Consider the following 12,750-nt stretch of genomic DNA (forward strand, 5'->3'; position numbering starts at 1 on the left):
TCGAGTTTTGGTGGATTGCGAATACTGGATCAACCGTCAAATTTGCCCTGCTGGCTGAGAAGCTTTGGAATAGCGGTTCTCCGGCAACGGAATGCCGAGGTTTCCACGCAGCGTGTCACTTTCGTATTCAGTGCGGAACAAACCCCGCTCCTGCAGAATCGGTACCACCCGATCGATGAATTCCTCCAGTCCGTTAGGGACGGCAGCCGCGATCATAAATCCATCTGCTCCACCACTCTCAAACCAAGTTTGAATCTGATCAGCTACTTGCTCCGGTGTGCCAATGAAGCTGCTGCGTGGGGTAGCCGATTGCAAGGCGACCTGGCGAAGCGTCAAGCCTCTCTCCTTCGCATCCTTTTTGATTTTATCCGTGCCGCTCTGAAAGCTATTGCGCCCCAACTCGCCAAGCTCAGGGAACGGCTCATCCAGCGGATATTGCGAGAAATCATGATGCTCGAAGAATCTGCCTAAGTAGTTCAGTGCATTCTCAATCGTTACAAGGCCAGCAACCTCCTGGTACTTACGCTCTGCCTCCTCCGGCGTGTCACCGATGATTGGAGCGATTCCAGGGAAGATCAGCACCTCATCCGGATTCCGGCCAAATGAAGCTACCCGTGTCTTAACATCGTTGTAAAATGCTTGGGCATCTTCTAGCGTTTCGTGTCCAGTAAAGATAGCATCTGCTTCCTTGGAGGCGTAATTCTTACCGACTTCCGAAGATCCTGCCTGAAATACGACTGGCTGCCCCTGTTTCGAACGAGCAATATTCAGCGGTCCCTTCACAGAGAAGAATTCTCCTTGATGGTCCAGGGTATGCATTTTTTGCGGATCAAAGAATACACCTGATTCCTTGTCTCGTACAAACGCATCATCCTCCCAAGAATCCCATAGTCCGCGTGTCACCTGCAAATATTCGGTGGCAATTCGGTAGCGCTTGCCATGGTCAGGATGCTCTTTTTTGCTGTAATTTGACGCAGAACCTTCCAGAGGTGAAGTCACCACATTCCAGCCGGCCCGGCCGCCGCTGATTACATCCAGTGAGCCGAATTGACGCGCTACGGTAAATGGTTCACTGTACGAGGTAGACAGAGTACCAACTAAACCGATATTAGTGCTGACGGCTGCGAGTGCGCTAAGAATGGTCAGTGGCTCAAACCGGTTAAGAAAATGAGGAATGGACTTTTCATTAATGTACAGACCGTCTGCGATGAAGATTAGGTCCAGCTTGCCTTCTTCCGCCTTTTGTACCCACCCTTTGTATAATTCGAAGTTTACACTGGCATCTGGTTTGGCATCTGGATGGCGCCACATCGACGTGCTGCCTCCTACCCCGTGCAGCAGTGCACCCAGCTTCAGTTGTCTCGGTTTGGTCATGTTCATTCCTCCTAAAGTTTTGTGAGCATACGCTTCCTAGATTTCACTTCATGCAAAACTGACTTCGGAAGCAATCATTGCACAAACGATGCATTAGCTGCGCCCTGTTTGATCCGCTCGATTTGGCCAAGATGTCTCTCCACATGTGCAGTGAAGCCGCGCACGATATCGGAAATTTTCACGGTCTCTCCCTTGAAATTAATTCCGCTTTTCTCCCAATCTTCTTCGCTAAGCCGTTCAAACAAAAGGCTGTTATAGTAAAGCAGGCTGCGGAACAGCTCCAGATTGTCGGAAGCATTGCTGCTGTTGGCGTACTGACCGCTGACCCAAGCATCCTGATTGAAGACTGGAAGCTGTGCAGTCGTAGCAGCGAGAATATCACGAATGCGGAACGAAACTACAATGCTGTGATCAGCCAGATGAGTCAGTACTTCTGTCACACTCCAACTGGCGGGCTCTGCCTTCCATTTCAGTTGTTCCTCCGTTAATCCGGCGGTCGACTTTACTAATTGATGGTACGTCCTTAGATAATCACTGATTTGAACTCTGCTCATTAAATCCCCTCCAATATAAGACTTGTTCGCGAATGATCCGGTGGTGCGAAACGAGATAACGAAAAAGGCTGGATGTTATGAGTTGTAACTCCGCCGATTGCTAAGTCAGCCAGTATTTCACCCACAACACTAGAAAATTTAAAACCATGCCCCGAAAACCCTCCAGCTATCAGCACATTGGAATGGAGCGGATGGCAGTCTATAATGAAATCTTCATCAGGCGTATGCTCATATTTACATGCAGAACCTTTTAGCAATCGACCAGCTGCACCGGGCATGTAAGACTCCAGTACCTTGCGGAGGTCACCCTCATCGCTGGCTTCACTGCCGAACGGGGCAAGTGGTGTACCCGGCTTCCATTCCAGCCCTGTATCATGCCGGCCGATCTTCAGGCCAGCTCCATCAATGCTGGGAAATCCGTAATAACCACCTTCCTCTGCTCCTAACGTAAAACCAGGAAAATTACCAGCAGCAAAAACAGGGGAGCTCTCAAACCAGCCCACAACTTTGCGGATTGCTTTAATCGGCAAATGTACAAAAGGTGTCAATTTGCCAAACCAAGCTCCGGCACTAAGGATAGCTGCCGCTCCGTGATAATCGCCATTTGTCGTATGAACTGTAACGCTGCCTTCGCGAGCGGTGACATTCACTACCGGAGTGTTCGTCAACAGTTCCGCACCATGCCCAAGGGCAAGCTGGCGGTAGGCGGAAATACAGCGTTCGCTGTACAAATACCCGGCATCTGGTTCATACATTGCCGCGAATGATCCCGGTATGTTCAGTGCCGGCCAGCGCCGCCGGACCTCTTCGGCATCCAGATGCTGGACCTGCACCTTCCGTTTCTTCGCTTCTTCGATAGGACCGTTGAAGGAATACACTGTGCTATCCGCGAGATTCAACACGCCTGAGCGGACAAGGAGTTCTGTTCCGCTCAACTGTTCCGCTTCTTTCCATAGTGTATCTGCCCGCAAAGCTAAATCAATGTAGGCGGGATCACCGCTGTAAGCATGCCGGATCAGCCGGGATTCCCCGTGATGGCTGCCCTGTGTATGTGGAGGATCGAAGGCATCAACTAGTAGCGTCTTCACTCCGCGCCTCGCAAGATTGTAACCAGCGCTCATGCCCATCGAGCCTGCGCCTACGATAATTACATCGTAACTTTTATGTTCAGCTATAATTCTGCACCTCCACCGGAATTGTAGTTCTCAAGGGAACGTACAGCCGCATCCGCAAGGAATCGTGCTGCCACAGTGAGTGCCTGTTCATCCAGATTGAAGGCTGGATGATGCCATTCTTGGCTTCCTTCAGTACCTATAAAGACGAACAATCCCGGTACCACGCGCTGATAGAAGGCAAAATCCTCTCCGGCCAGTGAAAGCTCTGGTTTGACCGCTCGGTAGCCAAGAGTTTCAGCCGACTCTACTCCTAACGCCGCTAAGGCTTCGTCGTTGATAACCGGAGGCGGCCCTTCGATCCAGCGGACAGTGGCTTTTGCTCCAAGAGCAGCTGCCACACCAGTCGCCACTTCCCGAAAGCGGTCAAGTACTTTGCTGCGCACCGTTTCATCAAAGGTACGGATTGTACCCTCAAGCACGGCTTTTTCGGGGATGATATTCCATGAATTTCCGCTGTGAATCTGCGTCACACTGACCACCGCACTTTGTAAGGGACTGACATTGCGACTTACAATGGATTGAAATGCGGTCACGATATGCGAAGCTGCTACAATCGGGTCTATCCCAGCTTCTGGAACGGCAGCATGAGAACTGCCACCCTGCACTTCAATGACAAACCCGTCAGCCGCTGCCATTAAAGGGCCTGCCGTAATACCGATCGTTCCGACTGGCAGTTCCGGCTTGTTATGCAGCCCGATTACTGCCCGGACTTTTTCTAGTGCCCCGCTAGCAATGATCCGCTGTGCCCCTTGCGCCTTCTCTTCGGCCGGTTGAAACAACAGGCGGACCGTTCCTAGTAACTGACCCTCTCGCTGCTTCAATTGATAGGCGGCACCGATCAAGGCAGCCGTATGGAAATCATGTCCGCAGGCATGCATTTTGCCGGGATACAACGAAGCATAAGCTGCTCCAGTTTCCTCCTGGATTGGCAAGGCATCGATATCTGCGCGAAGCGCGATGACCGGACCGGGCTGCTTGCCTCCAATTTCTGCGATCACTCCGGTAGACAGACCGTAATCTACGACCCTGACTCCTGCCCGCTCCAGCAGGGAAATAATATATTTTGTTGTCTCATATTCTTCGTTGGACAGTTCCGGGTGCCGATGCAGATGACGGCGTATCCCGATTAATTCTTCTCCAAGTGCTTCCGCACTCAGCTCTTTAGCTTTACTAGTCATATACAGTCACCCTCCTTTAAACGATTTTCTGTGTGATCCTGATCCGCCCGCTTATGCCTTTGCCGGCACTTCAGCGATTGCTTCGCTCAGTAGCTCAAAGGAGCGGAACCGTTTGTCAAAAGGCTGCACATTCGTAGTTATGATGAACTCCTCAATACCGGATGCCTCTGAAAGTGCAAACAGCTGTTCACGCACAGAAGTCTTTGTTCCTTTGGTAATCTCTGGTTCCAACTCTTCAATCGTGTAGGCTTCATTGCTCTGGCGGGCAAACTCCTCCGCCTGTTCCCGGGTTCCAACGGTTAGCTTCTTCCCGCTTGCCAGCTGAATCCGAATCAACTTATGGGCGCCCGCCAGTTCTTTCGCTTCCTCTTCGGTCTCAGCCACCACTAGTGCTAAAGCGATAATTGCTTGCGGTTGTCTGCCCTGTGAAGAAACAAAACCGCTGCGGTAAGCACGAATAGCATCTAGTGCTACTGTCTTATCGCTATTAATAAATAGGGAGAACACATAAGGTAATCCAAGTTCAGCAGCAATCTCTGCACTGCCTACACTCGCGCCAAGCACATACAGCTCGGGCGGAATACCTGGAAGGGGACCTGCCTTCAACCCAGCCATTGGGTGGTTTTCTTCGAGCCGGTTATGTACATATTTCTCCAGCTCGATGATTTTGTCCGTTAAGCTAGGGGATTCGGCTCTTTCCTGCTGAAGCGCTTGTGTGCTGCGCGGGAGACCGCCGGGAGCGCGTCCCACTCCGAGATCCACCCGGCCAGGTGCAAGCGTAGCCAGCACATTAAAGTTCTCCGCCACTTTATAGGGGCTGTAATGCTGGAGCATGATACCACCGGAGCCAATGCGGATGCGCTCTGTTTTGGCCAGCAGATGCGAGATGAGTACTTCTGGAGAAGAGCCAGCTACCTGTTCGGAGTCATGATGCTCCGAAACCCAAAATCGATGAAATCCAAGCTCCTCAGACAGTTGTGCCAGCGTAATCGTATGCTGGAATGCTTCCTCTGGCGTTTCTCCCGGATAGATCGGACTTTGATCGAGTACGCTGATTGTAATAGCCATTGTTTTTCCTCCTATATGGAATAGTTAAATTCAGGTGTGATTCGCTTCAAGAACTGCTTCGTTCTTTCTTCGCGCGGATGATTAAACAGCTCTGTCGGCGTTCCTTCTTCAACAATGACGCCTCCGTCCATAAAAACCACATGATTCGCTACATCACGAGCAAACCCCATTTCATGGGTGACTACAATCATTGTGATGCCTTCCTTGGCAATTTTTCGGATAACAGCCAGCACCTCACCCACTAGCTCAGGGTCCAGCGCCGATGTTGGTTCGTCGAACAATATAACCTCTGGCTCAAGCGCCAAGGCTCGGGCAATCCCTACACGCTGCTGCTGACCCCCGGACAGCTGACTCGGGTAAGCGTCCAGCTTGCTGGCAAGACCAACCTTTTCAAGCAGTGCTATACTCCGTTTTCTCGCTTCGTCCTTCGGAAGCTTTTTGACAACTAACAGCCCTTCCATCACGTTCTCCAGCGCGGTTTTATGACGGAACAAATTGTACTGCTGAAATACCATTGCCGTTTTTTGCCTAAGCTGATAAATCTCCTTCTTACGGGCATGTTTGCAGTTCACTTTGAAATCGCCAATGACGATCTCTCCGCTGCTTGGCCTCTCCAGATAATTCACGCAGCGTAAGAGAGTCGTTTTGCCTGAGCCACTGGGGCCGAGAATGACGACAACCTCTCCCTTTATCACCGTTAAATCTATATTGTTTAATACCTGATTCCGACCGAATGACTTCGAAATTTGTGTAAGTTTGATCATGCTACTCCACCTCGATTGTACAGATTAATCCTTTTCTCAATGACCGACGTCACGCGTTCGATCAGAAATGTTAGTGCCCAGAAGATCAGCGCTGCCGCCAGATAAGCCTCAAAAAACTTCCAGTTCGTTGAAGCCACAATCTGTGCCTTAGCATTGATATCCACCACCGAAACCGTAAAAGCAAGGGTAGATCCGTGCAGCATACCGATTACTGAATTCGAAAGATTAGGCAGACTTGCCGCCAGCGCTTGAGGAAAAACAATCCGCTTCAGTGCTTGAGGCGTAGTCATACCGATAGAGTGGGCTGCTTCTAGCTGACCACGATCCACAGCGAGTAAACCGGAACGGACGACCTCGGACATATAGGCTCCAGCAGTAATCGAGAACGAAATATAAGCAAAACCGATCATCGGAATCGAAACCGACCTAAAGCTCCAGCCGAAATGCGCCGCCAGACCCTCAATCAGCACAGGAAGCCCAAAATATATAAGCAGCAGATGCGTCAGCATTGGTGTCCCGCGAATGAACGTAACATAACCGACGGCCAGCGGATGCAGCAGTGGAACTCTGTATAGCCGGATCAAGGCTACAGCCACTCCAATCACAAAACCAATCAATACAGAGACAACCGTAATATATAAGGTCGTAGGAATTGCACTCAGAATTTGTACCAAAGCAGTCCATATAAACCATGGGTCCAGTTTCATAATCCGGTGCCTCCTTTGCCCGGTCCCAATTCTGCAATAATGCGTCGGTAGGACCAGCTTTTGTTGATTTTAAACAATTTTTTCTCAGTCGTATTTCGCCTTTCATGCCGTAGAAGATGGTGTTCTGCTACAAGCAGCAGCTTCTCAATCGTAAAGCTGATGACCAGATAGATAAGCGCAAGTGCGATATACGTTTCAATAAAATGCTGAGTTAAGCTGCCAAGCGTCTGAGCTTTACCTGACATTTCCATCACCCCGAGGGTAAAAGCTAATGACGTATCTTTCAGTAGTGCAATTACTAGATTGGAGAATACCGGAACTGCTATACCTAGCGCTTGGGGCAGCACGATTCGTGTAAAAGCTTGAAACCCCGTCATCCCCGCAGCATATGCAGCCTCCACCTGCCCCTTATCCACCGCCATCACAGAAGCCCTAATCATTTCGGACATGTAGGCTCCCGTATGCAGACCGTAGGTTAGAATAACAAAGACAAGTACTGGAGTTCGTGTCATATCCACATGGACCAGCTTCATGATTTCAGGCAGTCCATAATAAAACAAGAAGAGCTGGATAAGAATCGGAGTTCCCCGAAAAAAAGAAATATAGATTTCGGAGATCGTTTTTAACACAGGCACTTTATAAAGTCTTGGCAGAGCTACGAGAAAGCCGACAATAATTCCTGTCAGTAGAGAACAGGCGACAATCAGAAGCGTGGTGCTTAAAGTCCCTAGTAACTTAGGCAAAAACGAAAATACAAAACTGATATCAAACTGTGCGCCCATATATTCCCTCCCTTCCCGTGCTCACCGGATCAATCATTTAACCGAATCCGCTGTAACATCCGCACCCAGCCATTCCGTGCTCAGCTTACCCAGTGTTCCGTCCGTCTTCAGCTCTTTAATCGCACTGTCAATCGCATCTGACAGCTTTTGTGAATCGGCATCATCCTTACGGAAAACATAGAGAATGTCCGCGGAGGACAGCTCGTCGCCTGTAGCTTTTAGCTGACTCTGCGGATCAATGATCGGCAGGACAAAATCTGCAGCCAGCGTAGCGTCCACACGCCCAGTACTAATCTGTGGGACGGTATCATTCGCTGCACCGTTCTGATACACGATATTAATCGCATTGTCATGCTCTTTATTGTAGTTCTCCAGAATTTGCGCTTGTGCGCTTGTCGCACCGACTAACACTTTTTTTCCTTTAAGATCATCCAGTGATTGGATCGAATCATTATCCTTCGCCACTACGATGCGGTTTCTCCAGTGGGCATAGGCTTCTTTGTTAAAATAATATTTCAACTCCCGCTCCGGATTTTTCTCCATGACATGGGCAACCAGGTCAATTTTTTTAGTTTCCAGACTTAGCAGTAAATTGCTGAAATCCATGGTTTGAAACTCAAATTCATATTCAGGCAGCTGCTTATCGATTTCTTTGAGCAGTTCCACATCGAAGCCAGTAAGCTTGCCGTTCTCATCTATGAAGCAGACCTTCGGAAAAGCAGTACCCGTGCCTACGATGATCTTAGTTACCTTTGTCGAACCATTTGCCGTTGCCGAAGCTTCGGCTGCATTTCCATTCTGACTGCTGTTTGTGCTGTTATTTCCGCAACCTGCTATCGCCAGTGTCAATAACGATGCAATTACTAATGAAATGGATATTTTCATTGTTCTATCCCCTTTGAATGAATTGTGGTTTATCTATGAGTGTTTTTTTCATCAGATACATAATGCCGTCACCATTCTGCTGATCCAGTTCCATAAACCGTTCATACCCCCGGCGTTCATACATTTGAACTAACCATGGGTGCTTCTTCGCCGTTGCCAGCGTGACCGCAGTCGAACCCAATTGTCCAGCAATAATGTGCTCTTCCACCCAATCCAGAAGCTTTCCACCATAACCTCTGTTACTGTAATCCGGATGAGCAGCAAACCATTTAATAAAAGGCAGTGGGCTAATCTTCTTAATCTCTTCTTCTTTTGAAAGTGTTATCGTCGCAACTATCGTTCCATCAACTTCAAGTACATAACACTCATTCGTAGCAATATTGTCTTCAATAAGTGCCAAGTCAGCTGTAGCCGCCGGCCAATGCAGCCCGAGCTCACGAATCAGCTCATACGCACGATATGTAACCTCTAGCAAATTCTCCGCATCTTTCAGTTCTGCCAGTCTGTATGTCTCACTCATCGCAAGCCCTCCATCCTTCCAAAATTAATTTTATAATTCCTATCGAAATAGTCGTCATTATATGCAATTAACTTTATCACTGCATGTGTCCATGCGCTAATAGAGTTTTTTAATACTTCTATACAATTAGTCAATCTCCCGTTTTACCAAAACCGAGTTCAAGTAGAGTTTCTATGAATTCAGCGTTCTCCCCATTTAGTGAAATCAGGCTGGTTCGTAAGGAGATGCCTTCCGTCTCCGCAATATCCACCCGTACTAACGTCCCAGCCGCTACTTCCTCTTGTACACTAAGTGCCGGAAGGAAACAGATGCCTGCTTTTTTCAACACCAGCTTCTTGGCTGTCTCCAGGTTATCCACCTGATATTCAATCTTCGGCGGCTGTTCCATGCTCTCAAATACACGATGCAGTCGCATCCAATCTAAAGACCCGCATTCAAAAAAGACTATCGTCTCCTGGCGAATATCTTCCAGCGATGTACGTTGGGCCTTAGCTAAGCGATGTCCCTCCTGTACATATAAAGAGATGGGGTCTTCGCAGAAAGGAAAGACTTGAATGGCCGGATTTACAACCTTACGTATAAAAGCCAGATCCAGCTCTTTCGATTTCAGCTTATCAATCAATACTTCCGTAGAAGCTGTCGTCAGCTTGATCGTGATTTGCGGATACCTGCGTTTCAAATGAAGCATCAGATGCGGCATTAAATAATTGGAAACCGAGACAGTACTGCCGATCCTCAGTTCATTTGGAATATGCCCCTTGGCCTGAACCTGATATTTTCCGTTCTGATAGATCTGGAGAATCTGCTGGGCATAGGGAAGAAATTGCTTACCTTTATCCGTTAGGCTAATCTGCTTACCTAACCGATCAAACACTCTGCAATCCAATTCCCTTTCGAGCGATTGAATCCGTGCTGTAACTGTCGGCTGAGAGATATATAGGACTTCGGCCGCTTTATTGAAGCTTCCATAATGGTTGATGTAGACAAAAGCCTCAATATTTTCAATGTTCATCCCTAATCCCCCTAAACAAATGTTAACTTACTATTCCGATGTAAAAACAATGAAATATGACGATGCTTCCCTATAGATTTTGTTTATATCTTATGCCCCCCCCCATTTTTTGTCAACTTAAATTCCGTGTAAAATAATCGGATTTCTACAAACTTTCATTCATCATTGATTAATAATTTAAAATTTGAAACTGCAGAAGCTGTAGTGAATCCCTTTGTAATCGACTGTTATGTTTATTTCATATAGAGCTTTTCTATTCATTTATCAAAATTATGAAATACCACTTATATAACTCGGAATTATCGTTTATAATAACTTCATTCGTATGAACTATACATTTGACTGAGAGGGGATCGCGAGAATATGGTACAAAAGATTATTATCCGTGAAGCTGAGAATAATGACCGTGATGCCATCGCTGAAGTGATACTGGACGCTTACCACCAATATTCGGAGATCATGCCCGAGCCTTTGTGGCTAACGTACCGGAAATCATTTCTTGAATCTGTCCATGACGAGGCCCCGATCGCGCGGATCATCGCTAAAATCGACAAGAAAATTATTGGTAGCGCACTCTTGTTCAGCTCCTCGGAAACGGCATACGGTAAACCAGAGCTAGGCATTCATTCCCCTATCCTACGCTTACTTGCCGTATCCCCATCGGCTCGCGGTCTCGGTGTTGCAACCCATCTAATTCACGAAGCTGCAAGTAGATCTCGCGAGTTGGGTGCCACCACTTTAAATCTGCATACCTCAGAAATGATGGCTTCAGCAATCAAGCTCTACTATCGCTTAGGCTTCAAACGGGCGTATGAGACCGATCTTATGAACGGCGAAACCCTGGTACAGGGTTTCCGACTAGACCTACAGACTTCCGTCCGTACTACAGCGGGGTAATTGCAAAATTCGAGTACAGACTAACTCGATGAATATAACGTATTCTTAAGCATTGTCTTGAAATTATAAAAAAGAAGCCTCGGGAAGCTTTCCAATGATTTTATGTGATCATTGCGGCGAACTTCCGAGGCTCTTTTAATTTCCTTTTTTATAGGTAATCTCTTTAAAACTCACAGTGATATTCCCTTCATTATCGGCATCAACTATGCGAGGATCTGAAATTACGGCTGCGCTGGAGGGGATGGACGAAAAGCTAGCCTCCTTCTGCTTCTTTTTTACATCATAGAGATAATAAGAAACATTCTTAACCTTCAGCCCTATAGTATCCTTGTACAAAAGTTCTACAGAATAGGATTTCATCACGGCTACATTAGCGTCCATCCATCCTACAACTTCAACCGCTGCATCTGCATGTTCGCTTTCAGTCTTAATAGAGCTGATGGGAAGCCCATCCTGATTATAAAAATTAATTATTTGTGGAGCTATTTTCAAATAATCGATATCGATGTCATGGATTCGGTTTTGGTTGACCTCTGCTGTATCCATCCAAGCAATCGTGCCCGCCGGGTTCCACTTTATTTTCTCAGAAGGTAATATCGCTCTTGTGGTAACGGTACAGTACGTAGCGTAGCTCCTTTATTATCGTAAAAGGTTAATTGCCCGCTCTCATCATCATGTACAAATCTCTTAAAGGTTGGTGAAAGAAATAAAGATGGCGCCCCAGTCGTCGAATGAGGGATTACGCGATATTTCAGAAGATGGACATCGTCCTTTCCTTTCTTCAGATCAAAGATCCATACATTACCGAGGTAACTCTGCATAAACAATTTTTGCTCTTCAGCTTTCCATTGAAATTTATAAACGTACGGGATTAGCATATTATAGTTGTTCATAAAGGCATTGTTCCAACGATTATTGGAATCGTGTTTTTAACTCGGCAGTTGATTCCTTAGTAAGCGTGTAGCCTGTGCTCGTTTCGTTCACATTCATTACCATGCCTTGCTCGCTTGATTCGTTAATCCATAAATGAAAGGCATATTTATTATTATCTGAAATTAGAACTATATCGTAGTTAGGAGTTGCGGTATTTAAATTTCCTGGTATTTGTGCAGCGTTACGGATGGCTCGGACGAAAATTTCTATGGTTTCATAATCTATATATTCTTCCTTTATGTTAGCATTCACAGAACCATGTGCTAGAGAGTCCGCTATTGTAATTCGTTTAATGTCCTCATCGATCTTTAGATTATCGGTTTCTGCTTGTTGATCATTTGATTGAAATAAGTTAAGCAATACTGCTTTTTCTGTTTCCGGCAATTTGTAATGTCCATTTTGTCCTGATTTGGTGAAAAGACCATTATTCTCGCCCTTAATCCAGAAAGAGAACTTTTCGTTTTCTTTATTCTTCATTTCAACAATAGCTTCATAATCAGGTGCTACAATATCAAGCTTGGCGCTGTCATACTCAGCAGTATGTATAGCTTCATTGAATTGTTCTATTAAATAGTTGTCCGTTACGGTCATCGATTCACCGCTATCGTTCTGGATTGTTATCGAATTAACAGAGCTTAGATCGATCAGAGTTTGATTCGCTTTATCCTTATTCCCTGTATTGATACATCCAACAATAATTACTGAAATGACTGCTAAAAGGGCTAGTAGATTTATCCTTTTCATATAGGCTCCCCCTTCGTATACTCTCTTCTTTAACGCCAAATAGAGGATAAAGTTACAAAAAATGAGATTAGTAATTGGATCAGATTATTGTCCTGAACAAAGTTAAAGTGTTTGTAGCAATAAAAAAGCCACCGTACAGGCCTGTTCTCCTGTAAGG

15 protein-coding genes are annotated in these 12,750 nt (G+C 46.6%); 1 reads left to right on the forward strand and 14 read right to left on the reverse strand.

Annotated features, from left to right (window positions below; translation table 11 throughout):
• Nucleotides 1-36: 36 nt before the first annotated feature.
• From L1028_RS17160 to L1028_RS17210, 11 genes are all read right to left on the reverse strand, one after another.
• Entirely contained in the window at nt 37-1,374 is a 1,338-nt protein-coding gene (locus L1028_RS17160; protein WP_234535821.1) for an LLM class flavin-dependent oxidoreductase, read from the reverse strand.
• 74 nt (nt 1,375-1,448) lie between these two features.
• Complete coding sequence (locus L1028_RS17165) at nt 1,449-1,928, reverse strand: DinB family protein (RefSeq protein WP_234535823.1); 480 nt, start codon at nt 1,926-1,928, stop codon at nt 1,449-1,451.
• Complete coding sequence (gene solA, locus L1028_RS17170; protein WP_279306875.1) at nt 1,928-3,103, reverse strand: N-methyl-L-tryptophan oxidase; 1,176 nt, start codon at nt 3,101-3,103, stop codon at nt 1,928-1,930. Before solA ends, L1028_RS17165 begins: the two co-directional genes overlap by 1 nt.
• Nucleotides 3,100-4,281: an amidohydrolase gene (locus tag L1028_RS17175; protein ID WP_234535827.1), complete on the reverse strand. Its 1,182-nt coding sequence runs from the start codon at nt 4,279-4,281 to the stop codon at nt 3,100-3,102. The genes solA and L1028_RS17175 overlap by 4 nt, the downstream gene beginning before the upstream one ends.
• Nucleotides 4,282-4,332: 51 nt before the next feature.
• Nucleotides 4,333-5,349: an LLM class flavin-dependent oxidoreductase gene (locus L1028_RS17180; protein ID WP_234535829.1), complete on the reverse strand. Its 1,017-nt coding sequence runs from the start codon at nt 5,347-5,349 to the stop codon at nt 4,333-4,335.
• An 11-nt stretch (nt 5,350-5,360) separates the two neighbouring features.
• The gene (locus tag L1028_RS17185; protein ID WP_234535832.1) at nt 5,361-6,113 is read right to left on the reverse strand and encodes an amino acid ABC transporter ATP-binding protein; all 753 of its coding nucleotides are present in this window, start codon (nt 6,111-6,113) and stop codon (nt 5,361-5,363) included.
• Entirely contained in the window at nt 6,110-6,820 is a 711-nt protein-coding gene (locus tag L1028_RS17190; protein ID WP_234535833.1) for an amino acid ABC transporter permease, read from the reverse strand. The genes L1028_RS17185 and L1028_RS17190 overlap by 4 nt, the downstream gene beginning before the upstream one ends.
• On the reverse strand, nt 6,817-7,602 hold the full coding sequence (locus L1028_RS17195) for an amino acid ABC transporter permease (protein WP_234535835.1): 786 nt from the start codon (nt 7,600-7,602) through the stop codon (nt 6,817-6,819). The genes L1028_RS17190 and L1028_RS17195 overlap by 4 nt, the downstream gene beginning before the upstream one ends.
• 33 nt (nt 7,603-7,635) lie before the next feature.
• Nucleotides 7,636-8,487 (reverse strand): transporter substrate-binding domain-containing protein, encoded by an 852-nt coding sequence (locus tag L1028_RS17200; protein WP_234535837.1) that lies wholly within the window; start codon nt 8,485-8,487, stop codon nt 7,636-7,638.
• Nucleotides 8,488-8,491: 4 nt separating this feature from the next.
• Entirely contained in the window at nt 8,492-9,007 is a 516-nt protein-coding gene (locus L1028_RS17205; protein ID WP_234535839.1) for a GNAT family N-acetyltransferase, read from the reverse strand.
• Nucleotides 9,008-9,137: 130 nt separating this feature from the next.
• The gene (locus L1028_RS17210) at nt 9,138-10,019 is read right to left on the reverse strand and encodes a LysR family transcriptional regulator (protein WP_234535841.1); all 882 of its coding nucleotides are present in this window, start codon (nt 10,017-10,019) and stop codon (nt 9,138-9,140) included.
• A gap of 363 nt (nt 10,020-10,382) precedes the next feature.
• On the opposite strand from L1028_RS17210, the gene L1028_RS17215 reads away from it, so the two are divergent.
• Nucleotides 10,383-10,916, forward strand: coding sequence for a GNAT family N-acetyltransferase (locus tag L1028_RS17215; protein ID WP_234535842.1), 534 nt, complete (start codon nt 10,383-10,385; stop codon nt 10,914-10,916).
• Between the two features lie 135 nt (nt 10,917-11,051).
• Here L1028_RS17215 and L1028_RS17220 read toward each other — a convergent pair whose 3' ends face one another.
• From L1028_RS17220 to L1028_RS17230, 3 genes are read right to left on the reverse strand one after another with little or no spacing between them, the layout of a single operon-like run.
• Entirely contained in the window at nt 11,052-11,462 is a 411-nt protein-coding gene (locus L1028_RS17220) for a hypothetical protein (protein WP_234535844.1), read from the reverse strand.
• Between the two features lie 29 nt (nt 11,463-11,491).
• Nucleotides 11,492-11,809 carry a hypothetical protein gene (locus tag L1028_RS17225; RefSeq protein WP_234535846.1) on the reverse strand — a complete coding sequence of 106 codons (318 nt, stop codon included), beginning with the start codon at nt 11,807-11,809 and terminating at the stop codon, nt 11,492-11,494.
• 19 nt (nt 11,810-11,828) lie between these two features.
• A complete protein-coding gene (locus L1028_RS17230) occupies nt 11,829-12,593 on the reverse strand; it encodes a YhfM domain-containing protein (protein ID WP_234535848.1) in 765 nt (254 codons plus the stop codon).
• Between the last annotated feature and the right edge of the window lie 157 nt (nt 12,594-12,750).

The organism is Paenibacillus pseudetheri (assembly GCF_924513355.1).
GTDB lineage: Bacteria > Bacillota > Bacilli > Paenibacillales > Paenibacillaceae > Paenibacillus_AQ > Paenibacillus_AQ pseudetheri.

Excerpts from the sequence above, each read along its gene's own strand:
- L1028_RS17160 (WP_234535821.1), bottom strand. The coding sequence starts at position 1,374 with ATGACCAAACCGAGACAACTGAAGCTGGGTGCACTGCTGCACGGGGTA.
- L1028_RS17165 (WP_234535823.1), bottom strand. The coding sequence starts at position 1,928 with ATGAGCAGAGTTCAAATCAGTGATTATCTAAGGACGTACCATCAATTA.
- L1028_RS17175 (WP_234535827.1), bottom strand. The coding sequence starts at position 4,281 with ATGACTAGTAAAGCTAAAGAGCTGAGTGCGGAAGCACTTGGAGAAGAA.
- L1028_RS17180 (WP_234535829.1), bottom strand. The coding sequence starts at position 5,349 with ATGGCTATTACAATCAGCGTACTCGATCAAAGTCCGATCTATCCGGGA.
- L1028_RS17185 (WP_234535832.1), bottom strand. The coding sequence starts at position 6,113 with ATGATCAAACTTACACAAATTTCGAAGTCATTCGGTCGGAATCAGGTA.
- L1028_RS17190 (WP_234535833.1), bottom strand. The coding sequence starts at position 6,820 with ATGAAACTGGACCCATGGTTTATATGGACTGCTTTGGTACAAATTCTG.
- L1028_RS17195 (WP_234535835.1), bottom strand. The coding sequence starts at position 7,602 with ATGGGCGCACAGTTTGATATCAGTTTTGTATTTTCGTTTTTGCCTAAG.
- L1028_RS17200 (WP_234535837.1), bottom strand. The coding sequence starts at position 8,487 with ATGAAAATATCCATTTCATTAGTAATTGCATCGTTATTGACACTGGCG.
- L1028_RS17205 (WP_234535839.1), bottom strand. The coding sequence starts at position 9,007 with ATGAGTGAGACATACAGACTGGCAGAACTGAAAGATGCGGAGAATTTG.
- L1028_RS17210 (WP_234535841.1), bottom strand. The coding sequence starts at position 10,019 with ATGAACATTGAAAATATTGAGGCTTTTGTCTACATCAACCATTATGGA.
- L1028_RS17215 (WP_234535842.1), top strand. The coding sequence starts at position 10,383 with ATGGTACAAAAGATTATTATCCGTGAAGCTGAGAATAATGACCGTGAT.
- L1028_RS17220 (WP_234535844.1), bottom strand. The coding sequence starts at position 11,462 with ATGGATACAGCAGAGGTCAACCAAAACCGAATCCATGACATCGATATC.
- L1028_RS17225 (WP_234535846.1), bottom strand. The coding sequence starts at position 11,809 with ATGAACAACTATAATATGCTAATCCCGTACGTTTATAAATTTCAATGG.
- L1028_RS17230 (WP_234535848.1), bottom strand. The coding sequence starts at position 12,593 with ATGAAAAGGATAAATCTACTAGCCCTTTTAGCAGTCATTTCAGTAATT.